The following is a 24,850-nucleotide window of genomic DNA, read 5'->3' as shown; positions in this document are numbered from 1 at the left end:
ATATGCCATTAGTCATCGTTGCCATAGGCATCGCATTACTTTTATTTCTAACCATAAAAGTAAAACTAAATACGTTTATCAGCTTAATCCTGGTTTCTATTGGGGTCGCACTTGCAACCGGAATGGAATCCGAAAAAATAGTGAAAACGATTGAGTCAGGGTTAGGCGGAACACTTGGTCATATCGCACTTATCTTTGGTTTTGGGGTAATGCTTGGTCGCTTATTAGCCGACGCGGGTGCAGCACAACGCATTGCATTAACCTTATTAGACTTTTTCGGAGAAAAACGACTGGAGTGGGCGGTTGTGTTTTCTTCTTTCATCGTTGGGATCGCGCTGTTCTTCGAAGTCGGTTTGATTTTGTTAATTCCGATCATCTTTGCAATTTCTAAAGAAGCAAAAATCTCTCCGATGTATATGTGCGTTCCGATGACATCCGGCTTGATTGTAGCGCACGGGTTCTTACCTCCACATCCTGGCCCAACAGTGATTGCCGGTGAGTATGGTGCGGATATCGGTAAAGTGCTGATCTATGGTCTGCTGACTGGTATTCCAACCTTCCTGATCAGTGGTCCAATCCTGAATAAAGTTTGTAAAAAGATGATTCCGGATGCATTCACCAAAGCAGGCAGTATTTCATCATTAGGCACTCAGAAATCGTTCACTGATGAAGAAATGCCAGGTTTTGGTATCAGTTTCCTGACGGCAATGCTGCCTGTTGGTTTGATGGCGATTGCCACTATGATTCAAATGATGCATCTGGATCAGGCTGTGGAGAACAGCTTTCTGCTGGTTGTCATCAAATTCCTGGGGAATGCAACAATTGCCATGCTGGTCTCCTTCCTGTTTGCGTTATACACCATGGGTATCAAACTCGAAAAAGACGTAAAACAGCTGATGGATTCTTGTGGTAGTGCAATTGCCGGTATCGCAGGTTTGCTGCTCATCATCGGTGGTGGTGGTGCATTCAAGCAAGTACTGATCAACTCTGGCGTGGGTGATTATATTGCCCAGATGTTTGCGGGTGTTGATATCAATCCACTCGTGATGGCTTGGAGTGTTGCAGCATTACTGCGTATCTGTCTGGGCTCCGCCACGGTTGCTGCAATCTCAACCGCCGGTTTGGTCATTCCAATGCTGGCAACTCATACGGGAACCAATTTAGCGTTAGTGACACTAGCAACCGGTGCTGGCTCTTGTATCTTCTCTCACGTCAACGATGCCAGTTTCTGGATGATCAAAGAATTTTTCGGCCTGACCACCAAAGAAACTTTCCTCTCTTGGTCCCTGATGTCGACCGTCATGTCGATCATGGGCTTACTGTCGATACTGACATTGAATGTCTTTATCTGATGGAATCTGCTGCGATCTCGGACTGTAGCTGAGCGTTGACACTAAACCCCGGTATGAAAGCCGGGGTTTGCCATGTTTCCCGCCACTTCTGACGGCTGTTTTTCATGGCAGCCGTTGGTTCCTCCAAGCTGGTACCGTGCGCCGCATCACGGTGTTTTTGTCATACAGGTTTTATCGATTTACAAAACTTGTTGAGAAAAGGTACGCCGATATTCAGACGGCGGCATTCCTAGCTGATGATTAAATTGCTGACGAAATGACAGAGGTGTCCCAAACCCCACCTCATATGCGATTTTTTCTATCGACATTCCCGTTGTTTCTAGCAATGTCTGCGCTCTCATAACTCGCTCAGCATTCAGCCACTGTGTCACGGTTATTCCGGTCGTTTCCTTAAAGCGTCTAGTAAATGTTCTGCGACTCATATTTGCCACTTCTGCTAACGAGTCTAGTGATAAATTCTCAGATAAATGTTGCCGAGCCCATTCTAAGACGTTGACGAGACGATCTCCGGTTGGTATCTGTGGGATCGGATGTTCGATGTACTGCACTTGCCCACCACTCCGGTGTGGAGGTGTGACCAATAATCTGGCTATGCGGTTCGACACTGCAGCTCCGTGTCGTTGCCTGACCAAATGTAAACAACAATCTATTGCCGCGACAGTTCCGGCAGATGTAATGATGTTCCCATCGTCGACATAAAGTACATCTGGGCGAAAATGAGACAAAGGAAAACGTTGCGCAAAAATATCACGTGCCATCCAATGCGTTGTTGCTTCTCGGCCATCAAGTAATCCGGCGTCTCCGAGTACAAATGCGCCAAGGCATAACCCAACAATTAATATCCCTTTTGTATGCGCTTTTTTTAATGCATCGATAATCTCTTTTGGGGCTGTAATATTGGGATCAGGCCAAGCAGGAATAATAATCACATCAGCATCATCCATGGCATTAAGCCCATGGTTAACTTCAATGACAATTCCTTGATCACTACAGAGCAGCCCCGGATATTGTGAGCAATATTGAACATCATAGATTGGGAAATCTGCTGGTTTATAGACAACACCAAAAGCCATTGCAGGAATGGAAAGCTGAAAGAGGCTTACCCCTTCAAAGGCTAAAATGACGACGCGAATTGCTGACATTCAATTTATCCAATCACTGTTGGCACTATAGCTACGGTTTGAACAATTATAGAAAACTTATCACAGTCAAAAGCCACCGCGAAGGTGGCTTTTAGGTTAAAACTTCAGGCTTTCACCATCTTTAGGGATATCGACATGATTGTCGATGTTATTAGCATGAACGAATTGCTTCAGTTCTTTGCGTGTTAGGCTCATGTGGTTGATTGCATCCATATGAACAGCAACAATTTTTGAGTTCGGCATCAGTTTTGATGCTTTCAGGACATCAGCTTTTCCCATGATGATAGAGTCATCAAATCCTGTTAGTCGTGCGTATCCAGCATTTAGAACTATAATTTCAGGCTTAAATTGATTCAGCGCTTGATCTACTTCAGGACGCCAAATGGTATCACCAGCCAGATATAAAGTTTTATGGTGAGGAGCCTTAAAGACAACACCCATAGCTTCACCTAGCCTTTTAGCAACCATCGGCTCAGCGTACATTTTATTTGTGCCATGCTGACCACCAATCTTACTGAGGGTAACACCACTAAATTCAGTATGAGTACCAAGGATGCGAACATCCTTAAATCCCTGCTTACGAATGATATCGGCATCAGACTGATTCTGAGCAAATAAGGGCATATTTTTAGGAATTAGTTTCTGCGCCGCATCGTCCCAATGATCTAAGTGCGTATGTGTAACAATCACCGCATCAACACCTTTAAGAACATCGTCTTCTGACATTGGCAGATCAACTAACGGATTTCTTAATTCACTACGATAAGTGTTTTCAAATCCGGGATACGTTCCTTTCTTGGAAAGCATGGGATCAATTAAAAAGGTCGTATCGGCATAAGTAATTTTCACTGTCGCATTGCGAATTTCTTGTAGTTGCACAACTGAATAATTTTTATCAGTCATCGGTTTAACTGATTCTGCGGCAAATGAGTTTGCTGCGGTTAGATTGGTTGTTAATGCCATAAATACATAGGCCATTTTTCTGAGTTGCATCTTTGTCTCCAGTTTATTTCCTATCGATGAGGTAAGTTATTATGGAGACGTGGCATTGAACCAGATATTGGCCTGATGGCCAATATTCGATGATATTGGGTCATTTCTTGATTGGTTGCTGTTCCAGATTTAAGTCATAGAAAAGTGATGTAATAAGACGTCAGGTCATTCTGGTCTGACCCGCGCTATTCCCGCCACTTCTGACGGCTGTTTTTCGTGGCAGCCGTTGGGTAGTGTCAGTGCAAAATTTCATCTGGAGTTTTGCATGTCACTTGCCGTTGTTTACAGCCGGGCCAGTCTGGGGATTGATGCCCCGCTGGTCTCTGTCGAAGTTCATCTCAGTAATGGTTTGCCGGCGTTTAATATCGTCGGCTTGCCGGAAGCCTCGGTAAAAGAGTCCCGCGATCGGGTGCGCAGTGCGCTGATCAATGGCAATTTTGAATTTCCGGCCAAACGCATCACCGTCAACCTGGCGCCGGCCGATCTGCCGAAGGAGGGCGGGCGGTTCGATCTGGCGATTGCGCTGGGTATTCTCGCTGCCTCGGCACAGATCCCGGATTCGTTACTGGCGGAATACGAGTTCTTAGGTGAGCTGGCATTGACCGGCGATGTCCGCCCGGTACTGGGGGTGTTGCCGGCGGTACTGGCAGCCGGACGGGCCGGGCGCACGCTGGTGGTGCCGCAGGCGAATGGCGCCGAGGCCAGCCTGATCAGTCAATATCGTGCCTATCTGTGTGCTTCCCTGCTGGAAGTCTGCGGCTGGCTGGCCGGGCAGCAGGGGCTGGTGTTTGCTGAGCGTGTCGCGGACGAACCGGATCTGACGCCGCTGGCCGATTTGCAGGATGTGATTGGTCAGCAGACCGGTAAACGCGCCCTGGAAATTGCCGCCAGCGGGCAACATCATCTGCTGTTCATGGGACCGCCGGGGACCGGCAAGAGCATGCTGGCCAGCCGTCTGCCCGGCATCCTGCCGGAAATGAACGATGAGGAGGCGCAGCAAACCGCCGCGCTGCACTCCATTGGCGGGCTGAATCCTGGCCGGATGAACTGGAAACTGCGGCCGTACCGGGCGCCGCATCACAGTGCCTCTTCCGTGGCGCTGGTGGGTGGCGGCAGTAAACCGCGTCCCGGCGAAATCTCGCTGGCCCATAATGGCATTCTGTTTCTCGACGAACTCACCGAATTTGAACGCCGAACGCTGGATTCGCTGCGTGAACCGCTGGAGACCGGGATGATCACCATTTCCCGGGCCGCCCGGCAGATGGAGTTTCCGTCGCGATTTCAACTGATTGCGGCAATGAACCCGAGCCCGTGCGGGCATTTGGATGATCAGCAGCGGGCCAGTCCGGAACAGGTGCTGCGTTATCTCGGTAAACTCTCCGGGCCGTTTCTGGATCGGTTTGATTTAACCGTCGAGATCCCGCTGTTGCCGAAAGGCAGCCTGAGCCAGAAAGCCGAACGGGGCGAAAGCAGTGCGCAGATCCGGACGCGGGTGATCCAAACCCGGGAACGGCAACTGGCGCGCAGCGGCAAACTCAATGCGCTGCTGCAAAGCCGTGAGATCGAGCGCGACTGTGTACTGCTGAGCGAGGATGCGCAGTTTCTGGAAAACGCGATCCACAAGCTGGGGCTGTCGCTGCGGGCGTGGCACAAGCTGCTGAAAGTCTCGCGCACCATTGCCGACATTGCCGGCGAGCCACAAATCCAGCGGCAGCATCTGATCGAGGCATTGGGCTACCGGGCGATGGATCGGCTGTTCCAGCGGCTGCGCAATCAGCAGATCTGAACATTAACCCGGCGCAGGCAGATGATGAGCCTCTATCCATTGGATCACCGACGCCACGGCAGGGTGGTTTCTGTGGCTATTCCAGGCGACAGAGATGGTGGTGACATTGATATTTCCTTTGAGTGGCCGGATCACGACGTTTTCCGGCGCCATTTTCTGCAGTGCCAGCGGCACCAGCGCGATGCCCTGATTACAGCCCACCAAACCGACCTGAGAAGCCACGCTTCTGGCTTCGTGCAAGATGCGCGGCGTGAAGCCGCTGTCATGGCAATTGGCCATCAGAATATCGAAATAGGTCGGGTTGAGCGGGCGTACTTTTATTTCATGCTCATCTTTGATTTCCAGCCGTTCCAGATAGTCCCGCAGCTTATGCGCTTCGGGCAGGATGGCTTTACCAATCGGCGTTAACTGTGCCCCGCGCCGGGAGCATTCAAACAGTTTTACCTTTAAGGCATGTTCCAGGATCTGGATCTGTTCGGTCAGCGGCGGCTGGGGGCATGCTGTTTATCGGGTTAGGCGTTTTTCTGGTACTCAGTCCAGGAAATCACTGACCTCTTTTTTCTCATATTTGGCCAGGGCCAGCCAGGGGCGGGAGGCTGCCGCTTGTTGGACGGGTTCAATCTGCATCCGGTACTGGTGGAAGCCGTTTTTGGCTTTCTTCTCCAGCGACAGCGGGATCTGCAGCGTGTCTGACCACAACAGCGTCAGTTCGGTGTCCTTGGTTTCCTGCTGATACCAGGTCGCACCGGCGGGAGCGGGCTTGTTCAGCCGGGTCATCTTCTGCAGCGCAGCCGGTTTAAAGATATGGGCATGCAGGGTCCAGTCCGGTACAAAACTGGCCTGTCCGTATTCGCCTGGCGGGTAATAGACAATCGCCTTGTGCACCGGGTCGACATAGTTCAGCGTCAGCGAGCCATCGGCGTTCCGGGTCAGCCATTGGGCCGAGGTCTGATAGTTGAAATGATCATGCGGCGCCTGCATTTCATTGTGCTCGTTGTGTTCTGCTTCGGCGCGCACGCCGGCCGGGATCAGCCGCTCACTCCAGATAGTCTGGCCATCACGGATCCAGCGGTCCTGATAGCTCAGCGTTTTGACCACACCTTCTTCCGTGGTTTCGGTGGTGGTGTAGTGGATGACGGCATCTACCGGTGGCAATTCACTGGCATTGCTCAGCATGGGGGCGCTCATTAACCCCAGAAGAATAAAGATGTGACGCATAATGTTTCCTTGCTCAGGGGGCGAGGGACAACACCGTGTCCGGTACTGTCCTGCCCCTGCGTTATTCTGTTACCGCGGATTAATAACCTGCGGCTGCTTTGACCAGTGAGAAGACCGCAGTGTTTTCCATCGTGCCTTTGAAGCTGTTGGCACCGGCGCCATCGGCAAACAGCATCACGTCGCCACCACCGTGGGTTTCGGAAGAGAGACGGATGCCCGCTTCCTGCAGATAATCATCCGCCTGCACCTGTTCGCTGGTCAGATCAGGACGGGTTGCCGGGCGGTTGCTGCCGTTACCGAACACCAGCGTGGTATACGGACGACCATCGACATCGGTCGCCGGATTGCCGTCTTTATCCGCCACCAGACCCAGGATCGGGTTCCCTTTCGCAGAGTAACCATTCATGGTCATGGTGTGGTCATGGTCGGCGGTGACCACGATCAATGTATCCGTCAGATCGACTTTCGCCAGCGCGGTTTTGACTGCCTCATCCAGTGCTACAGCATCTTCCAGTGCGCGTTTGGCATTGGTGCCATGCAGCGCATGATCGATACGACCGCCTTCCACCATCAGGAAATAACCCTTGTCATTTTTCGACAGGATATCGATCGCTTTCGCGGTCATCTCCGCCAGAGATGGCTGTTGATTGCTGCTGTCTGCGACGCGATCCAGCTCATACGCCAGATGCGAGGTTTTGCTGAACAGGCCCAGCAATTTGGTGGTGCTGCTATCTACGCTCTGCAGAGCGGTTTTATCCGTGACATAGCGATAACCGTGCGTCTGCAGTTCCGCGGTCAGATCGCGGCCATCGGTGCGGCCCTTGGTGTTGGTGGCGGAATACGGCGTCCAGTGGTTGGCGCCGCCACCCATCAGCACATCCACGCCGTCACCGAGTGCACTGTTAAAACCGGCACCGCCGGGAACGGCCTGCGCGGCGATGTCATACTGCGTATCGCGGTGGCAGATGTGGGCGAAGGTGGCCGCCGGGGTGGCGTGGGTCAGTTCGGTGGTGGTCACCGAGCCGGTGCCTTTGCCCTGTGCCTTGGCCAGCTCCAGCAGGGTGGTGGCGGCGGTGCCGTTATCCGCGGTGCAGTTATTCACGGTCTTGTTGCCGTTACTGTCCTTGCCCGGTGCCACGGCGATGGTGTCGGCGCTCATGGAGATGACTTCGTTGTTCATCTTCACGCCGGTCATATATGCCGCCATGGACGGTGCAGAGTCGGTGGTCTGGGCGTCATTGGAATAGGTCTTGATCCGGGCGGTACGCGGCAGCGCCTGCATCTGCAGATTGCCGGCTTCACCGTATTTGTAGATGCGGGCCGCGGTCAGTGTGGTCGGGCCCATGCCGTCACCCAGGAAGAAAATGACATTCTTGGCCGGCGCGGCGAATGACAGCGGTGCATATAAGGCAGAGGCAACCACGCTGCTCAGTAATAAGGGTTTTAACATGATGTTCTCCAGAATATCCAATTACAGACCCGCGATGGTTTTCACTTTGCCGAACACGGCGGTGTTTTCAATCACACCGTGGAAATCCTCCGCACCCATGCCCATTGCGCCGAGGAAGACATCGGTGCCGCCATGCGTTTCGCTACCCGGTTTTCCGACTTCGACCACCACTTCCTGACGGTAATCGTCGGCGGAAACGGTGTCATCGGTCAGTGCTTCAACGGTATTGCGGGCACCGTTCACCCGGTTGGAGCCATTGCCGAAACCAATGATGGAGTACGGCATGCCATCGGCATCGACACTGGCTTCGCCTGCCGTCTCACCCGAGTAGTTTTTCACCAGCCCCAGTACACCTGGCTGGCCATCGGTGGTTTTGCCGGTACGCTGTGCGTAACCGTTCAGTACCAGGGTGTGGTCATGATCGGCGGTGACCACAATCAGCGTGTTTTTCAGTTCCGGATCGATGGTTTTCATCTTGGTGATCGCGGCTGCAATCGCCTGATCAAAGGCGACAGTATCCTGCAGGGCGCGTTTGGCATTGGTGTCATGCAGTGCGTGGTCGATGCGGCCACCTTCCACCATCAGGAAGAAGCCTTTTTTGTTGTGGCTGAGCACATCGATGGCTTTTTCGGTCATCTCGGTCAGCGATGGCTCGACAGAGCTGCTGTCCTGCTGACGATCCAGATCGTAGGAAAGGTGGCTGTTGTTAAACAGGCCAATCAGCTTCTTGCTGTTATCCGCCGCAGTCATGTCGGCTTTGGTGCCGGCATAGGTGTAGCCCTTGGCTTTCAGTTCCGTGATCAGGTCGCGTCCGTCACTGCGTCCGCCACTCAGATTCGCGGCAGAGAAGAACTGTTTACGTCCGCCACCCAGAACAACATCCAGGCCGTCAGCCAGTTTGCTGTTGAAGCCGGCACCACCCGGTACCAGTTGTACCGCAATGTCATTTTCCAGATCGCGGTTACAGATATGCGCGTAGGTAGCAGCTGGCGTGGCATGGGTGACGCGGGTGCTGGTGACGACACCGGTGCCCCAGCTTTTGGCTTTGGCCAGTTCCAGCAGGGTGGTGACGGCACTGCCTTTGCTGTTGCTGCAATCGTCTTCCGGCGTGGCTTCCGCATCCATGGAAATGACACCGTTGTTGCTTTTCACCCCGGTCATATAGGCGGCCATGGAAGGCGCCGAGTCAGTGACCTGTGAGTCGTTGGAATAGGTTTTGATGAAGGCGGTTTCCGGCAGGGTATCAATCGTGGTGGTGCCATCTTCGCCGACAGAATAAATACGGGAGGCGGTCAGAGTGGTCAGCCCCATGCCATCACCGAGAAAGAACAGAACGTGTTTTGGCTGGGTGATTTCGCTGCTGGTGGTGTTGTCGTTGTCGCTGTTGCAACCAGTCATGAAATAACCGGCGGTCAGCATGACGGCCAGGTAAGTCATTCGCTTCATGGTGGAGACTCCATTATATAGATGTAAATAAAACGTTAATTAAGACGGATGACGGTTTGGTTTCAGATTTGTGATGAGTTGGTGATGGCTGGAAAAGGATTATTCTTTCGCCACTTTCTTTTTCCGCGCAATGGCGTTATAACCGCGGCGTTGTAACTACCGGAGTGTGACGTGAATCCCGTTTTAACCAGTATGCTGTTACTGATGTGCAGTAACGTATTTATGACCTTCGCCTGGTATGGTCATCTGAAAGACATGAGCAGCAAGCCGTGGATCATCGCGGCCATCGTGAGCTGGGGCATTGCGCTGTTTGAATACATGCTGCAGGTGCCGGCGAACCGCATCGGCCATACCGCGCTGAGTGTCGGCCAGCTCAAGATCATGCAGGAAGTGATCGCGCTGGGCATTTTCGTGCCGTTCTCGGTGTTTTACCTGAAAGAAGAGATCAAGCTGGACTACCTCTGGGCGGCACTGTGCATGCTGGGGGCGGTGTTCTTCATCTTCCGTGAAAAAATCATGGCCGCCATCTGATCACCTCAGCTTGCGGCACAACTTCCGGATCTGGCGGCAAGCCGCCGCCTGGTCCGCCCCGGCATAGCGGGCCGCCAGATAGATTTCCGTGATTTGCTGCAGGATGGCACTGGCCGGATGCGCGCCTTGCCGCAGGCGCTGCGCGAACGTCAGCGGCGTTTCCCCCGGTTCACGGCGGATGCCCTGTTTTTCCAGCTGGCGGCAGGCCTGCTGGTAAGCGTGCACTAGCGGATCGCGCCGCTGGCGTGTTTTGCCCAGCCAGCTGATGCCGAGCGCCAGCCCGATCATCATAATCAAACCACCGCTCATGGCCAGCAGCCGTCCCCACAGCGTGCTGCCGAACAAATCCTGCAGCAGTTTCTGCTGCGACTGGTTGTTGTAGTTCAGCACCCAGGAAGTCCAGCGGTAATCCATATCGGCCAGAAACGCATGCAGTTCGGCCAGCAACAGCAGATGACGGTAACTGGCCAGACGGAACGGATCGCGCAGGCGGGTTTCTTCCGCCGGTAACAGGTCATCAATACTGCGGCTGGCGCGATCCGGCGCCACCATCAGCGTCGGGTCGAACCGCTGCCAGCGACCCTCCAGCCAGACCTCGCTCCAGGCATGGGCATCGAACTGATACAGACTCAGATAGTTGCCCTGTTCGTGATATTCCCCGCCCAGATAACCGGTCACCATGCGCGCCGGAATACCGGCTGCCCGCAGCAGGAACGTAAAGCTGCTGGCAAAATGCGCGCAGAACCCGCGGCGACTGCCAAACAGGAAGTCGTCGATCTGATTGCTGCCCGACAGCACCGGTGGCTCCAGCGTGTAACGGAAGCCGTTGCCGGCAAAATAGCGCATCGCCGCCTGGGCAAAGGCCCGGTCGTCGCGGTATTGCAGGCGCAGCTCGGTTGCCAGCAGATGGGTCTGCGGGTTGAGATCTGCCGGCAGTTGCAGGTTGATGTGTCGCTGCTGCTCCGTTAACGCGGTTTGCGGCGCGGTTTGTGGAAAATAGGTCAGCGGCACCTGCCGTTTTTGCTGTAATGGCTGCGCGGCATACAGCGTCATGGCCGGTGTCAGCCAGACGTCTTCAGTTTCCGGCCGGGAGAAATCCAGACTGTACAGCCAGTGCTGCTGGGTGGGTTCGGCGATAATCCGGTAGCGGGTGGCCGGTCCGGTCCAGCGGATCCGGTTTTTCAGCGGAGCGGACGCGGTGAACGGATGGGCCTGCTGTTGCTGCCACTGCTGCAGTGCGGGATGCACCCGCCACGTTTTGCCATCAAACTCTTCATGCACCAGTGCCCGCCAGTAACGCGCCGGCGGCGGGGGCACTGCGCCGTCAAAACTGGCGCGAAAGGCGAGCGCGCTGGAGCGGGAGAGCTGCGCGATATCGCCGGGCGTTACTTCGTCATTCAGACCGGTGGTGGCACTCTTGATATCCGGCAGCCGCCAAAGCGGCCCGGCGTGCGGCACCAGCAGGAACAGCAGCGCCATCAGCGGCAGGCTCTGCAGCAACAGCCGGACGCCCAGCTGCCATTGCGCCCGGTAACCATTGCCCTGATACACCGACAGCAGCGCGATGCTGTTGATCCCGATCACCAGCAGTAGATACAGGGTGATACCAACCCCCTGATGATAGATAAAGGCTAGCGCGATCAGGAAATAGAGCGATAACACATGCAGACTGAGATGTCGCCGGCTGCTGAATTCGAGAAACTTCAGGGTACAGCCCAACACCAGCAGGTTGAACATGGCGGGTAACAGGCCGTTGCTGCGCCAGTAATAGGCGATAAAGGCGATGCCGGCCAGCGCCAGCAGATTCTTGAACAGCGGCGCCGGTGGTTTCAGCCGCTCATGCGCAATGGCATAACGCCAGCCGACGATGAACAGGGCGCAGCCGTAAATGGCAGGATGCAGTTCGCTGTACAGCGGCAGCACGGTCAGCAAATAACTGAAACTGAGCCAGTTCAGGGTTTGCCGCCCCGGAATGAGAAAAAGATGTTCAGCTGTTTTCATACAAGGCCAGTGCCGTCAGACAGGCGGTTTGATGCGCTTCCCCGCTGCCCGGTGCAATCCGGCGGGGACCGAGCAGCAGGCCGTACTGTACCTGCTGTTGTGCCAGCTGCTGCACCTGATAGCAGAGCCGGGAAAGCCGCTCCTCCAGCGTCACGCCCGGGGTTTTCTGCAGCTCCAGCCAGCATTCGGCCGGAACCGGCGTCATAAACTCCTTGCTGACCAGTCCCCGGCCACGGGCGACCTGTTTCCAGGCGATCTGATTCAGTGACTCGCCCGGGCGGTAGGGGCGGAGCCCCTGCATTTCGTCCATGCCGCCGTGCTGCCGCGCAGCGGTGGCGTTGGTTGTCCCGGCGCCGGCGTGGTCATCGGCCTGCAGCTGGATATCACATAGCATCGGCTGCGGATAAACCAGTCCGATTTGCTGCAGATCCAGCAAGGTCCAGCACTCCAGTAACCCCAGTGGCCACTGGCTGGACAGGCGCAGCCGGCCGGGACGTAACCAGCCCCGCTGGCCGGTGATAAAGCTGACGCCGAGCTGGTCGCGATCGGTCAGTGCCGGCAGATGTTCCCCTACGGCACCGGTGGCGGTGAGTTGCAGATCATGGCGGGTCTGCGCGCCACTGTGCAGTCGGAGCTGAAAGCGAAGCGGCTCGCCGGCGCAGACAGCCTGCGGGGTCACGGCCTCCAGATGCAGGCCGCTCAGGTTGGCGTGACAGTAAGGGATGGAAACCACAAACAGGCTGAACAGCAGGTAAGCCAGCGCCAGCACCAGGTTATTTTCATAGTTGGAGCCGAGCAGAAAGATGGCCACACATAGCGCCAGATAAATCCAGCCGGTGCGGCTGGGAAAGATAAACAGGTTATGCCGGTCAAGACGCAGCTGACTGGCCGGCGGGATCCGTTTATCCAGCCAGTCGGCCCGGTACTGTTGCCAGTGTCGCCGGTATCGCTGCCACAGGCTCATTGTACCGGATCCACCCGTTCCAGCAGGGCGCGGCTGAAGCTGTTGCGGTTGCCCATCATGCTGCCGCTGGCATTACGTAACCGGTGTTCGGCCACTGGGGCAAAGACCGCCTGGATATCATCCGGCAGCAGGTAATTGCGGCCGGCCATCCAGGCCCAGGCGCGGGCGGCACTGAGCAGGGCCTGACTGGCGCGCGGCGACAGGGCATGCGGGGCGACACCGCCATAACGGCTCTCATGCACCAGCCGCAGCAGATAATCCAGCGCGGCATCGGCCACGTTCACCTGGGCCACCTGATACTGCATCAACTGCAACTGCTGACTGTCCAGCAATGGTGTCACCGGCGCTACCGTGGATTGCAGCAGCATCTGTTTTTCGGTGGCCTGATCGGGATAACCCAGTTCGATCCGCATCAGAAACCGGTCGAGCTGCGATTCCGGTAACGGATAGGTACCGGCCTGATCCTGCGGATTCTGCGTGGCAATGACGAAGAACGGCACCGGCAATGCGCGGGTTTCCCGGTCGATACTGACCTGGCGTTCAGCCATGGCTTCCAGCAGGGCACTTTGCGTGCGCGGACTGCCGCGGTTGATCTCGTCCGCCAGCAGCACCTGGGTAAACACCGGGCCGGGATGGAAGACAAATTCTTTCTGCTGTTCAAACACCGTGACGCCCAGCAGATCTGCCGGCAGCATATCGGAGGTAAACTGCACCCGCTGATAGTCCAGCCCCATCACGGTGGCCAGCGCCTGCGCCAGCGTGGTTTTCCCCATGCCGGGCAGATCCTCGATCAGCAGATGCCCCTTCGCCAGCAGACAGCACACCGCCAGCCGGATCTCCGCTTCTTTTCCCAGAATCACCCGGTTCAGGGTCTCAAGGATCCGGTCCATCTGCATGGTCATGATGTAGAATCTCCTCTGGTCTGGCCAATATTATTCTCATTACGCACAGCTTCTTTCGCCGGTGAGAGCGACAACACAGTCTGTCCTGCTGTTGGCTGAACCGGATTATCCGCTGTGATGATACATTCCAGCCCTTTGTCACTCAGCACAAATAACGGAATGGCATCATGATTGGTTTGCAGAAAATCTTGCCATGAAAAGGCTTCTGCCAGTCGGGTGGCTTTTACTTTTCCCCCATTCTCGATAATGTTGCGCAGGCGAGAATAGGTCACCTCTTTACCAAACAGCACCTGCCGCGAACGGAATGTGGCACTGTCGCGGTTCTTCTTCTGTTCCATGTCACTGGGTGGCAGTGAATAGACCTGTTCCTCTCCATAAAGATGAGCAAAGTGCTGAATACCTAAGGCATTCAACTGCCGGTTGGGAGATAACGCCAGGACATATCTGATTTCATGCTGGGGGATATACCGTTCAGCCTGTTCTGAGTGCGGGCTGCCGTAATAACAGGGCAATCCGGCAACACGCGCCAGCTTATAGTTCTCCCAGGCCGGATCAGACAGATAAACTGGTATTTTCAGTTCATTCAGAGCCTTGCCAATGGCTCTTGCCAGCGTATTTGCACCTATGATCAGAATGGTTTCGGGATTGGGGCGCCGTAGTTCTAATTGCCGGGTAATCCAGCTGCTGGTCAGGCTTTGCAGGACGACGGTTGAAATGATGACAGAAAAAACCAGTGGTACCAGCTTGTCCGCATCAGTGACCCGGTTTTCTTCCAGGCTGAGAGCAAACACCGAACTGACTGCGGCAGCAACAATCCCACGCGGGGCGATCCAGCTCAGCAGCAGTTTTTCCTTGAATGATAAACCGGAGCGGATGGTTGAGAGAAAGATACAGAATGGACGCGCAATAAACTGCACCACAATCATCAGTAATAACACCATCGGACCCAATTGCCAGAGATCGCCGAGATTGAGCCGGGCCGCCAGCAGGATAAACAGGGCGGAGATCAGGATCATCGATAAGTCTTCTTTGAACTCCAGAATCGCATCGATTTCCAGATCGTCCTGATTGGCCATCCAGATTCCAAGAATGGTGACTGCCAGCAGACCGGACTCTTCGCTCAGATGGTTGGAAAGGGTCATGGTCAGCAATACGATCGCCAGTACACCAAATTTATGCAGTTCATGTGGTAGCCATTTCCGACGGATCAGGTGGGTGGTGAACCACCCCATGGCAACGCCCAGTGAACAGCCCACCAGTAAGGTCTTACCTAAAGCAAGCAGGGTATGGCTGAGGAGATCACTGTGCTGGCTCAACGTCACGCCTTCGAATACCAGTACTGCAAACAGGGCGCCGATAGGGTCAATCACAATTCCCTCCCAACGCAGTATCCGGTCAATTTCTTTTTTCGGACGGATGATGCTGAGCATGGGGGCGATCACTGTAGGTCCCGTTACCGTCAGGACGGCTCCCAGTAAGGTGGCCACCCGCCAGTCCAGATCCATGATCAGATAACTGGCCAGTGCTATTACCGAAAATGTGGCTAAAACGCCGATGGAACAAAGATTACGAACTACATGTCCGATCCCTTTCAGGTCCTTCAGTTTCAGCGTCAGTGCCCCTTCAAACAGAATAACCGCCACAGACAGAGAAATAATGGGAAACAGTAAATCACCTAGCAACAAATCCGGCGATGGTGCTGCCGGCCAGGCACCGAGAGATAAACCCGTGATCAGCAATAGTAAAATAGCGGGAACCCGCAAACTCCAGGCTAACCATTGGGCTAAAACCGCGAAGCCCACCACGGATGCCAGATATAATGCGAACATAATGCGTTCTCCTTATCTCTGAGCGATCAAGACGAATATTCATTATGCGCAGATGCAGTGGTATTTGCACGTAATCGGTTCAAACGGAGATGATCAGGTAAAAAAGAACGGTTGAGGATAGGGATGGCCACAGAGGGAAATCATCAAAAAGTCGATTTCTGACTTCACCTGCTGCGATCTTGCAGCGATAATGCGCGCTTTTGAACGGCCTTGCGGCCGGAAGACTTTAACCCTGCGGACTGATTTTTACTCATTATGCTGTCGTTCCTTCCCGGATTTATCCTGATGGTGTTCAGTGTTTCCATGGTGATCCTGAATACTGCGCTGGTTTCTTTGCTGATTGGCGTTATGGCCCTGCTGAAATTGCTGGTGCCGGTCGCGGCGATCCGGCATGTGTTGACCCGCGGCTGTAACTATGTGATGTATGGCTGGCTGTGCGGCAATGCGCTGATGCTGCGGCTGGTGAACCGGGTGGAGTGGGAAGTACATGATTCCACCAACCTGAACCGTCACGGCTGGCATATGGTGATCTGTAATCATCAGAGCTGGGCGGATATCGTGCTGATCGGTGATATTTTCCGTAACCGTCTGCCGGTGCCGAAGTTTTTCCTGAAACAGGACCTGCTGTATGTGCCGTTTGTCGGACTGGCCTGCTGGGGGCTGGATATGCCGTTCATGCGCCGCTATACCCGCCAGCAGCTGCTGAAAAATCCGGCGTTGCGCGGCAAGGATGTCACCACCGCACGCGAAGCCTGTGCCAAGTTCCGCACCATTCCGACCACGGTGATCAACTTCGTCGAAGGCAGCCGCTTTACCCCGGCAAAACGCGAAGAGACCAAATCGCCGTATCAGCACCTGCTGACGCCGAAACCGGCCGGTCTGGCGATGGCGATCAATGTGCTGGGTGAACAGTTCGAGAAGATTGTCAACGTGACGCTGGCCTATCCGGATAACGAGGCGCGCCCGTTCCATGACATGCTGACCGGCCGTCTGACCCGCATTCAGGTCTGGATTGAAGAGATCCCGGTGACCGAGGTGCAGCGCGGCGATTACATGAAAGACAAACCGTTCAAGCGCGGTTTCCAGCAGTGGCTGAGCGGTGTCTGGGAGAAAAAAGATCAGTTGTTAAATGAGCGCTAGGCGCTCATTTTTTTCCTTCGTTTTCTTTTATTCCGCCAATAACTTTTCCAGCCAGCGCTGCGCCATCAGCGCCTGTTCACCGGTCACCAGTGGTGTCGTCTGATTGGCGACGCATTCCAGATAGTGTTCCACCATCGGTACAAAGCCGCGCAGTTCCAGAATGGTCTGCCAGCTGCCGGCGGTGGTGACATGGATCTTGCCATCCCGTTCCTCTTCCAGCCGGTTCAGATCGCGCACGCGCATGACCGCGCCGTGGGTGATCACCTCCAGCGTTTCGGCCTGAGTACCGGCGTCGCGGTGCATGGCGGTGGTGATCAGTTTGTTGTCATGGCGGAAGACATGGCCGGCGAACACCAGCTCATCCAGTACGGTGGCATTGACCTGACTGGCCAGCAGTGACAGATCGCCATCACACAGCCAGAGCACAGTATCCAGCAGATGAAGATAGTCATCGAACATGGTGAAGCGCAGCGAATTGCCGATGCCGTGGATGCGGTGTTTTTCAAAACGGACGGATGAGGCGCAGGGCATCTGGGTCTTGATGGTCTGATAGAACGGCGCAAAGCGGCGGTTGAATCCGACCATCAGCGTGCGCTGTTGCTGGTTGGCCAGTTCCACCAGTGCTTCGGCCTGATCGAGGGTCTCGGCCAGTGGTTTGTCGATATAGACGTGCAGCCCTTTGCGCAGCAGGTGGTCAGCAATTTCGTAATGCGCGGCGGTGGCGCTGTGCACGAAGGCGACATCGCAGTTGGCGGCCAGTTCATCCAGCGAATAGAACGAGACGATGCGGTATTGCTGACAGAGCAGGCAGTTTTTTTGCTGATTCGGCGTGTAGGCGCCCACCAGTTCCCAGTGTTTCGCCTGGGATAAGATCGGCAGATAGACCTTCTGCGCGATACCACCTAAGCCGACTATACCTACCCGTAACTTGCGCATGCTGTCTCCCTGTGATGATCCGAAAACAGCATGGTAGTAATACCGGTAACAGAGAAGCAAGACCGAAAGTTGGGTACGGCAAGATCCGTCTGCTTTTCTGTTACCGGTAAGACACTTTTGCCTTAACGGGCCAACCAGCCACCATCGACGGCGATGGTATAGCCGTTGATGTAATCCGACGCAGGGGAGGCGAGGAACACGATCGGGCCCATCAGATCTTCCGGGGTGCCCCAGCGGCTGGCCGGAATACGCTCCAGGATCTCGTTGCTGCGCTTCTCATCGGCACGCAGGGGCGCGGTGTTGTTGGTCGCCATGTAGCCCGGAGCAATCGCGTTGACATTGATGCCTTCTTTCGCCCATTCGTTGGCCATCAGCCGGGTGATGCCCATCACGCCGCTTTTGGAGGCGGTATAGGAAGGCACGCGGATACCGCCCTGATAGGAGAGCATGGAGGCGATGTTGATGATCTTGCCGCCGGTACCCTGCGCAATGAACTGTTTCGCCACGGTCTGCGACATGAAGAACACGCTCTTCACGTTGATGTTCATGACATCGTCCCAGTCCTTTTCGCTGAACTTGATCGCGTCTTCACGGCGGATGATGCCGGCGTTATTCACCAGAATATCGACGTGACCAAAGGTGGTGACCGCCTGATCGATCAACTGCGGCAGTTCGTCAATCTTGCTGACATCCGCTTTCAGGCTGAGGAACTTGCGTCCCAGCGCTTCGACTTTGGCAATGGTATCCACCGGTTCGACGATGTTGATACCGACGATATCACAGCCGGCCTGCGCCAGACCCACCGCCATACCCTGACCTAAACCGGTGTCACAACCGGTGACGATGGCCACTTTGCCACTCAGATCGAATGCATTCAGGATCATGATGTTTCTCCACTTAACAGTCCGTACTGCCCGTTATGGTTGGCGTTGGCTAAGGCGTCGGCCGGCAATACGGAAAAAACAGTTTTGGTGGCCACAGCGTCAGTCCGGGCGACCGGGAATTAGGGTTAGCGCAAATCGCGGATCGCGATATGGTCCATGTCATCAAACACCTGGTTTTCACCGACCATACCCCAGATGAAGGTATAGCGACGGGTGCCGACGCCACAGTGGATCGACCAGCTTGGTGACAATACGGCCTGCTCGTTATGCACCAGCAGATGACGGGTTTCCTGCGGTTCACCCATGAAATGGAACACGGTGTCGTTTTCGGTCATATCGAAGTAGAAATAGACCTCCATGCGGCGCTCATGGGTATGGCACGGCATGGAATTCCACATGTTGCCTTCTTCCAGGCGGGTCAGGCCCATCACCAGCTGGCAGGTTGGCAGCACGTCCGGCACCAGATATTTGTTGATGGTGCGGCGGTTACCGGTCGCGTTGTCGCCCAGCGTCACCGGTTTGGCTTCGGCCTGGGTCACCTTGCGGGTCGGATAAGTGGTATGCGCCGGGGCGCAGTTCAGGTAAAACTTGGCCGGCTGCGCGGCGTCCACGCTGGCAAAACTCACGTCCGGATTGCCCATGCCGATGTACAGCGCTTCCTGATTGCCGATTGCGTAAGCCTGACCGGCAACGGTGACCACACCCGCTCCGCCGACGTTGATCAGACCCAGTTCACGGCGCTCCAGCAGGTAAGACACGCCCACCTGCTTGCCCAGTTCCGGGCTTAACACCACGGTCTGTGCCACCGGCATTACGCCACCGACGATGATGCGGTCGATGTGGCTGTAGGTCAGGCTGATATCGTCCGCGAGAAACAGCTTCTCAATCAGGAATTCCTTGCGTAACCCGGCGGTATCGAATTGTTTGGCGTGGTCCGGATGGATATTGTGACGCACTTGCATAATGAGACCTCTTCAATAGGTATGACCCTGAATGAAGAGACTATCTATCAGGCTGGAGTCACTGCCCGTCCTGGTGAGATAGCCTCTCAGAGTGCCGCTGCGTACGGCATGAAGAGATAATAGATAGATCAAAACGATCAATCAATAAAAATAAAACAGCGTTTCATTAAAATTGTGAGATGACGCAGGCTGCGTAAAAAGCGTCACCGGAGCACCATCGGAAAGACAAAAACAAACGGCCACCCCGCGGGAACGGGATGGCCGTGATGACTGACGAAAAAGCGGGGTCGGTTATGCCAGGGCCGCCATCGCTTCCTTGGCCAGCTGACCGATTTTGTCCCACTCTTTGTTATCAATCAGATCAGCCGGAACCATCCAGGTGCCGCCACAGGCGACCACGGTTTTCAGACCCAGATAGGTTTTCACGTTTTCCGGAGTCACACCGCCGGTCGGCATGAATTTCACCGGATAGACCGCAGACATGGCTTTCAGCATGTTCACGCCGCCGGACGGTTCCGCCGGGAAGAATTTCAGCATGCTCAGACCCATTTCCATCGCCTGTTCCACCAGGCTCGGGTTGTTCACGCCCGGCACAATCGCCACGCCGCGTTGCTGGCAGTAACGCACGGTGGTCGGGTTAAAGCCTGGGCTGACGATGAAATCCACACCTGCATTGATGGCTTCATCCACCTGTGCGGTGGTCAGCACGGTACCGGCACCGATCAGCATCTCCGGGAAGGCGGCACGCATGCGGCGGATGGCTTCGGCTGCAGCCGGGGTACGGAAGGTAATTTCGGCGCTTGGCATGCCGTTTTCAACCAGGACACGGCCCAGTTCAACTGCATCGTCCGCATTCTTAATGGCAATAACCGGAATGATTTTCAGTGCTTGCAGACGTTCAACTAATGTAGACATGACTTCTCCTGAGAAAATTAAAGGGATGATGACGGCATAACGTCAGCAGGGATAATGGCGCCGCGGTACTGGATCACGGTGCCAGCCAGACGGTGGCCCTGCATGGCTGATTCGGTGGTGCTGCCTTGTTGCAGACGACGGGCCAGATAACCAGCGCCGAAAGAGTCACCGGCCGCGGTGGTGTCCACCACATTGCTGATCTTCTGCGCGGCGACTTCTTCCTGTACGCCGTTCTTGCTGACAATCACACAAGGCTGCGAACCGCGTTTGATGACGATTTCACTGACACCCAGCGACTGGGTCCGGTCGATGACCTCGGCCAGCGGACGTTCACCCCACAGGGCATCTTCATCATCCAGGGTCAGGAAGGCGATGTCGGTCAGAGCCAGCATCTGCTGGTAGCACTGCTGGGTCTCTTCCCGGCTCTGCCACAGGCGAGGGCGGTAGTTGTTGTCAAACACCACACGACGGTTGTCCTGGGCGCGGAAGGTCGCCAGAAAATCGAACAGGCGCTGACGGCTGGCCGGGCTCAAAATCGCCAAACTGATGCCGCTCAGGTAAATCACATCCATCTTCATCAGCTGTGCCAGGACAGCATCAGTTTGCTCGGTTTCAAGCCAGTATTTGGCGGCTGCGTCGCTGCGCCAGTAAGAAAAACTGCGTTCGCCGTGGCTGTCGGTATCAATGAAATACAGCCCCGGCATTTTGTTGCCCATACGCTGTACCAGCGAGGTATCCACGCCTTCCTGCTGCCAGGCATCGATCATGCTCTGACTGAAGTTATCGGTCCCCAGTGCGGTGACATAATGCACTTTGCCAGCGCCGGCCGGCAGCTGACGGGCCAGATAGACTGCAGTATTGAGGGTGTCGCCACCAAACCCCTGCCGGATATCATTATCCTGACGTTGTAATTCCACCATACATTCACCAATGATGGCGATGTTCAGAGTATCCATGGGTATCTCTCACGTTGTGTTTAAAAAACATACTTAGCTTAGCTAATCAAACTGCGGTGTCAAACAAAATAAAACATGGTTTTATTTTTGTGGGGTATGGTTCAAAAATTTTGTAACATGCAGTTGCAGGAATTGTGAACAATGATGAAAAATCAGGCTCCGTTCCCCAGTTGCTGATTTGCGCCAGCATCCGGCTTTGCATAAGATGTGGCGGCAGCAGTTTTTATTATTCATGGCAGAGGTGGCAGTGAACGATTTTTCCAAACAACAGGATTCTGTGTCGTCGGTACTCAAGGTATTCGGTATTTTGCAGGCGCTGGGCGATGAACATGAAATCGGGGTCACCGAGCTGTCGCAGCGCGTCATGATGTCGAAGAGTACGGTCTACCGTTTTCTGCAGACCATGAAATCGCTGGGCTATGTCCGCCAGGAAGGGGAAAACGACAAGTACTCACTGACCCTGAAACTGTTCGACCTCGGGGCGAAGGCGCTGCAGCATGTCGATTTGATCCGGATTGCGGATCAGCAGATGCGGATCCTCTCCAAAGAGACCCGGGAAACCATCCATCTGGGTGCCATGGAAGACGAAAGCATTGTCTATCTGCACAAGATTGATTCGCAGTACAACCTGCGCATGTACTCGCGTGTGGGCCGCCGTAACCCGCTGTACAGCACCGCGATCGGCAAGGTGCTGCTGGCCTGGCAGGATGAGCGTGAAGTGCGTGAAATCCTGGAGCCGGTGACATTTGAAGTGAAAACCCCGCATACGCTGGCGAATGTCGATGCGCTGCTGGCCGAACTGGCACAGGTGCGCGAACATGGGTTCAGCGAGGATCGGGAAGAGCAGGAAGAGGGGCTGCGTTGTGTCGCCGTGCCGGTGTATGACCGTTTCGGCCACGTGATCGCGGGCCTGAGTATCTCGTTCCCGACCATCCGTTTTGATGATAATCAGCTGATGCATTACGTCTCGATTCTGCATCAGGCGGCAGCCAATATCTCGCTGCAACTGGGCCTGCCCCGCTATCCGTTCCCGGCAGCCTGAGCCGTGTTCCCTGCGCCTGCCGCTGTCCGGCAGGCCGCGTCCTCCCCTTCATTTCGCTGATTGAATCCGTTTTTGCCGGTGGCGTTGTCATTTGTCTATCGCCAATGCCGTACGGTTATTAATAAAAACAAAACAGCGTTTCATTTTGTGAGCTACATCATTTCATAAATTCTTTGACACCGGTAAAGTGCGCACATTCACTGAGAACAGGAGTGTGTAAATGATCTTTGGTAATGCGAAATTTCTGTCACAGGCGATGCTGCCGGCAGCCCTGCAGCATCTGCTGAGCCGTCCGGAACTGAGTCTGGAGGCCCTGCAGGCACAGCCGGATGGCCGTTACGAGCTGGAAGGCGATCAGCTGTTCTATATGCTGTCGACCAATGACACCCGTCCTGAAGCCGAATTACGCAACGAATTTCATCAGCAGTATCTCGATATCCAGCTGGTACTGGATGGCGTCGAAGGGATGGCGGTCGGTCCGCTGCTGGCCGATCCGGCAAACTACGCGCCGGAGAAACCGGATCTCTATTTCACCGAGGATGCCCATGCCGAAAACCAGGTGAACATGAAAACCGGTGATTTTGTGGTGTTCTATCCGGGCGAACTGCACCGTCCGCTGTGCAGCGTCGGCGCGCCGGCGAAAGTGCGTAAAGCCGTGTTCAAGATCCACAAGAACTGGCTGGCACAGTCGACCTGGCTGTAAACATTTTTAGTTAATACGTGGCTGAATTGGGCCTGTGTCCATGCCGGCGAAGCTGGTGGTTTTCGCGAATAACCTGCCGTTGATCGTGAGAATTTCCGCGGTACCGACACGTCTTGTGCCGGTGCTGACTGCAACGTGATGTCTGCTCTGGCAGCATCCGACGGAGAATTTCAGATATGAAGATCAAAGCAACGATAGACCGCGTTCCTGGCGGATTGATGTTAGTTCCACTGCTGCTGGGTGCGATTCTGCACACTGCGGCGCCAGGTACGGCCGAATATTTCGGGTCATTCACTAAAGGCATCATCACCGGCACGCTGCCCATTCTGTCCGTATGGTTCTTCTGTATCGGCGCGTCCATTGATTTACGGGCCACCGGTACGGTCCTGCGTAAATCCGGCACTCTGGTGGTGACCAAAATCGCGGTGGCCTGGGTGGTGGCGCTGATCGCGGCGCAATTACTGCCGGAATACGGCATTGAAGTGGGTATGCTGGCCGGCCTGTCCACACTGGCGCTGGTTTCGGCGATGGACATGACCAATGGCGGTCTGTATGCCAGCCTGATGAACCAGTATGGTTCAAAAGAAGAGTCCGGCGCGTTCGTGCTGATGTCGGTTGAATCCGGCCCGCTGATGACCATGGTGATCCTGGGTTCCGCCGGTCTGGCTTCTTTCCAGCCCCATCATTTTGTCGGCGCGGTGCTGCCATTCCTGGTGGGTTTTGCGCTGGGTAACCTGGATCACGACCTGCGTGAATTCTTCAGCCGTGCCACCCAGACTCTGATCCCGTTCTTCGGCTTCGCGCTGGGCAACACCATCAATCTGGGCGTGATTCTGGATACCGGTCTGTTAGGTATTGTGATGGGTCTGCTGGTGATTGTGGTCACCGGGATTCCGCTGATTATTGCTGACCGCTTAATCGGTGGCGGTAACGGTACGGCGGGTCTGGCGGCGTCCTCTACCGCGGGTGCGGCGGTGGCGAATCCGGTCATTATCGCGCAGATGAATCCGGCGTTTGCCAAGATTGCACCGGCGGCTACGGCTCTGGTTGCTACCTGCGTTATCGTGACCTCGATTCTGGTGCCGATCCTGACTGCGATGTATGCCAAACGGATGGGCAATCCGGTACAAACCAATGCCGCCGGCAAAGGGAAGCTAACAGCCGAGATGCACTGATTTCCGTTCACCCCAAGATGTGTGCGTCATGTTCAGCCGGTCCTCAGACCGGCTTTTTTATTCCTGGATCCGGGCCGCATCGTGCTGACGGCCAGAGATTATTGATCTTCGGATGAATCAGGCAATGGTGGCGGTGGGGTGGTCGGAATAGTCGGTTCCTGACATCTTTCCGGCGCCATTGCACAAGGGTCGATAGGTTGGCAATCTGAGGATGGATCGCAGTCCAGCGGCACCGGATCAGCATCGGCAGCCAGAGCCATTGATGGCCAGTAAACCATGGCCGTGGCGATGAACATCAGACGGGGTAAGTAGCGTTTCATTTTGTCTCTCCTGACATTTTTTATTTCCTGACATAGCGCACTGAAATCCTGCTCAGCACGTGCAGTCAGGCAAGCCTAACGTCCGCCCCGGAGCGGGGCAAGCGCCTCATCGCCGGAATGTTAATCCTTGCTTATTTCAGGGTTAATCCGGCTTCGTTCGTGTTCGTTTATTCCTTCCTCCGACGCTGTCTGCGGTCATTTTT

23 protein-coding genes are annotated in these 24,850 nt (G+C 55.0%); 7 read left to right on the top strand and 16 right to left on the bottom strand.

Annotated features, from left to right (window positions below; all coding sequences use genetic code 11):
- Window positions 1-2: 2 nt before the first annotated feature.
- Entirely contained in the window at window positions 3-1,352 is a 1,350-nt protein-coding gene (locus tag HNR75_RS12080) for a gluconate:H+ symporter (RefSeq protein ID WP_188027239.1), read from the top strand.
- 179 nt (window positions 1,353-1,531) lie between these two features.
- Here HNR75_RS12080 and HNR75_RS12075 read toward each other — a convergent pair whose 3' ends face one another.
- Window positions 1,532-2,494, bottom strand: a complete 963-nt coding sequence (locus tag HNR75_RS12075) for a GlxA family transcriptional regulator (protein WP_188027238.1) — start codon at window positions 2,492-2,494, stop codon at window positions 1,532-1,534.
- A gap of 96 nt (window positions 2,495-2,590) precedes the next feature.
- Window positions 2,591-3,487 (bottom strand): MBL fold metallo-hydrolase, encoded by an 897-nt coding sequence (locus tag HNR75_RS12070; RefSeq protein WP_188027237.1) that lies wholly within the window; start codon window positions 3,485-3,487, stop codon window positions 2,591-2,593.
- Window positions 3,488-3,752: 265 nt separating this feature from the next.
- On the opposite strand from HNR75_RS12070, the gene HNR75_RS12065 reads away from it, so the two are divergent.
- A complete protein-coding gene (locus tag HNR75_RS12065) occupies window positions 3,753-5,273 on the top strand; it encodes a YifB family Mg chelatase-like AAA ATPase (protein ID WP_188027236.1) in 1,521 nt (506 codons plus the stop codon).
- 3 nt (window positions 5,274-5,276) lie between these two features.
- Here the strand turns inward: HNR75_RS12065 and HNR75_RS12060 are convergent, their stop codons facing one another.
- The 4 genes from HNR75_RS12060 to HNR75_RS12045 all read right to left on the bottom strand — a co-directional run bounded on the left by HNR75_RS12060 (window position 5,277) and on the right by HNR75_RS12045 (window position 9,387).
- Window positions 5,277-5,756: a LysR family substrate-binding domain-containing protein gene (locus tag HNR75_RS12060; RefSeq protein WP_188027348.1), complete on the bottom strand. Its 480-nt coding sequence runs from the start codon at window positions 5,754-5,756 to the stop codon at window positions 5,277-5,279.
- A 48-nt stretch (window positions 5,757-5,804) separates the two neighbouring features.
- Window positions 5,805-6,491 carry a hypothetical protein gene (locus HNR75_RS12055; RefSeq protein ID WP_188027235.1) on the bottom strand — a complete coding sequence of 229 codons (687 nt, stop codon included), beginning with the start codon at window positions 6,489-6,491 and terminating at the stop codon, window positions 5,805-5,807.
- A 79-nt stretch (window positions 6,492-6,570) separates the two neighbouring features.
- Window positions 6,571-7,941, bottom strand: coding sequence for an alkaline phosphatase (locus tag HNR75_RS12050; RefSeq protein ID WP_188027234.1), 1,371 nt, complete (start codon window positions 7,939-7,941; stop codon window positions 6,571-6,573).
- Window positions 7,942-7,962: 21 nt separating this feature from the next.
- Entirely contained in the window at window positions 7,963-9,387 is a 1,425-nt protein-coding gene (locus tag HNR75_RS12045) for an alkaline phosphatase (RefSeq protein ID WP_188027233.1), read from the bottom strand.
- A gap of 171 nt (window positions 9,388-9,558) precedes the next feature.
- On the opposite strand from HNR75_RS12045, the gene HNR75_RS12040 reads away from it, so the two are divergent.
- Window positions 9,559-9,918, top strand: a complete 360-nt coding sequence (locus HNR75_RS12040) for a DMT family protein (RefSeq protein ID WP_015880093.1) — start codon at window positions 9,559-9,561, stop codon at window positions 9,916-9,918.
- Here the strand turns inward: HNR75_RS12040 and HNR75_RS12035 are convergent, their stop codons facing one another.
- From HNR75_RS12035 to HNR75_RS12020, 4 genes are read right to left on the bottom strand one after another with little or no spacing between them, the layout of a single operon-like run.
- Window positions 9,919-11,919 (bottom strand): transglutaminase TgpA family protein, encoded by a 2,001-nt coding sequence (locus tag HNR75_RS12035; protein ID WP_188027232.1) that lies wholly within the window; start codon window positions 11,917-11,919, stop codon window positions 9,919-9,921.
- Window positions 11,906-12,883 carry a DUF58 domain-containing protein gene (locus tag HNR75_RS12030; protein WP_188027231.1) on the bottom strand — a complete coding sequence of 326 codons (978 nt, stop codon included), beginning with the start codon at window positions 12,881-12,883 and terminating at the stop codon, window positions 11,906-11,908. The genes HNR75_RS12035 and HNR75_RS12030 overlap by 14 nt, the downstream gene beginning before the upstream one ends.
- A complete protein-coding gene (locus HNR75_RS12025; RefSeq protein WP_188027230.1) occupies window positions 12,880-13,785 on the bottom strand; it encodes an AAA family ATPase in 906 nt (301 codons plus the stop codon). The genes HNR75_RS12030 and HNR75_RS12025 overlap by 4 nt, the downstream gene beginning before the upstream one ends.
- Window positions 13,782-15,614: a cation:proton antiporter gene (locus tag HNR75_RS12020; protein WP_188027229.1), complete on the bottom strand. Its 1,833-nt coding sequence runs from the start codon at window positions 15,612-15,614 to the stop codon at window positions 13,782-13,784. The genes HNR75_RS12025 and HNR75_RS12020 overlap by 4 nt, the downstream gene beginning before the upstream one ends.
- A 255-nt stretch (window positions 15,615-15,869) precedes the next feature.
- Between HNR75_RS12020 and HNR75_RS12015 the strand changes: the two genes are divergently transcribed.
- Window positions 15,870-16,754 carry an acyltransferase gene (locus HNR75_RS12015; RefSeq protein ID WP_188027228.1) on the top strand — a complete coding sequence of 295 codons (885 nt, stop codon included), beginning with the start codon at window positions 15,870-15,872 and terminating at the stop codon, window positions 16,752-16,754.
- A gap of 27 nt (window positions 16,755-16,781) precedes the next feature.
- On the opposite strand, the gene HNR75_RS12010 is transcribed toward HNR75_RS12015, so the two are convergent.
- The 5 genes from HNR75_RS12010 to kdgK form a co-directional block, all read right to left on the bottom strand.
- Window positions 16,782-17,690, bottom strand: coding sequence for a Gfo/Idh/MocA family protein (locus HNR75_RS12010; protein WP_188027227.1), 909 nt, complete (start codon window positions 17,688-17,690; stop codon window positions 16,782-16,784).
- Between the two features lie 122 nt (window positions 17,691-17,812).
- Window positions 17,813-18,574, bottom strand: coding sequence for a 2-dehydro-3-deoxy-D-gluconate 5-dehydrogenase KduD (gene kduD / locus HNR75_RS12005; RefSeq protein ID WP_188027226.1), 762 nt, complete (start codon window positions 18,572-18,574; stop codon window positions 17,813-17,815).
- A gap of 125 nt (window positions 18,575-18,699) precedes the next feature.
- On the bottom strand, window positions 18,700-19,536 hold the full coding sequence (kduI, locus tag HNR75_RS12000) for a 5-dehydro-4-deoxy-D-glucuronate isomerase (protein ID WP_188027225.1): 837 nt from the start codon (window positions 19,534-19,536) through the stop codon (window positions 18,700-18,702).
- 291 nt (window positions 19,537-19,827) lie between these two features.
- A complete protein-coding gene (locus HNR75_RS11995; protein ID WP_188027224.1) occupies window positions 19,828-20,451 on the bottom strand; it encodes a bifunctional 4-hydroxy-2-oxoglutarate aldolase/2-dehydro-3-deoxy-phosphogluconate aldolase in 624 nt (207 codons plus the stop codon).
- A gap of 17 nt (window positions 20,452-20,468) precedes the next feature.
- Window positions 20,469-21,407 carry a 2-dehydro-3-deoxygluconokinase gene (kdgK, locus tag HNR75_RS11990; RefSeq protein ID WP_188027223.1) on the bottom strand — a complete coding sequence of 313 codons (939 nt, stop codon included), beginning with the start codon at window positions 21,405-21,407 and terminating at the stop codon, window positions 20,469-20,471.
- A 232-nt stretch (window positions 21,408-21,639) separates the two neighbouring features.
- On the opposite strand from kdgK, the gene kdgR reads away from it, so the two are divergent.
- The 3 genes from kdgR (at window position 21,640) to kdgT (ending at window position 24,327) form a co-directional block, all read left to right on the top strand.
- A complete protein-coding gene (gene kdgR, locus HNR75_RS11985) occupies window positions 21,640-22,449 on the top strand; it encodes a DNA-binding transcriptional regulator KdgR (RefSeq protein ID WP_188027222.1) in 810 nt (269 codons plus the stop codon).
- Between the two features lie 220 nt (window positions 22,450-22,669).
- Window positions 22,670-23,152 (top strand): NanQ anomerase/TabA/YiaL family protein, encoded by a 483-nt coding sequence (locus tag HNR75_RS11980; protein WP_188027221.1) that lies wholly within the window; start codon window positions 22,670-22,672, stop codon window positions 23,150-23,152.
- Between the two features lie 176 nt (window positions 23,153-23,328).
- Window positions 23,329-24,327 carry a 2-keto-3-deoxygluconate transporter gene (kdgT, locus tag HNR75_RS11975; protein WP_188027220.1) on the top strand — a complete coding sequence of 333 codons (999 nt, stop codon included), beginning with the start codon at window positions 23,329-23,331 and terminating at the stop codon, window positions 24,325-24,327.
- A gap of 98 nt (window positions 24,328-24,425) precedes the next feature.
- On the opposite strand, the gene HNR75_RS11970 is transcribed toward kdgT, so the two are convergent.
- Window positions 24,426-24,647: a hypothetical protein gene (locus HNR75_RS11970; RefSeq protein WP_188027219.1), complete on the bottom strand. Its 222-nt coding sequence runs from the start codon at window positions 24,645-24,647 to the stop codon at window positions 24,426-24,428.
- Window positions 24,648-24,850: the final 203 nt, after the last annotated feature.

Source organism: Tolumonas osonensis (assembly GCF_014202415.1).
Taxonomy (GTDB): domain Bacteria; phylum Pseudomonadota; class Gammaproteobacteria; order Enterobacterales; family Aeromonadaceae; genus Tolumonas; species Tolumonas osonensis.
The sequence above is the reverse complement of the archived record's forward strand: the minus strand, read 5'-3'. Positions and strand labels throughout refer to the sequence as shown.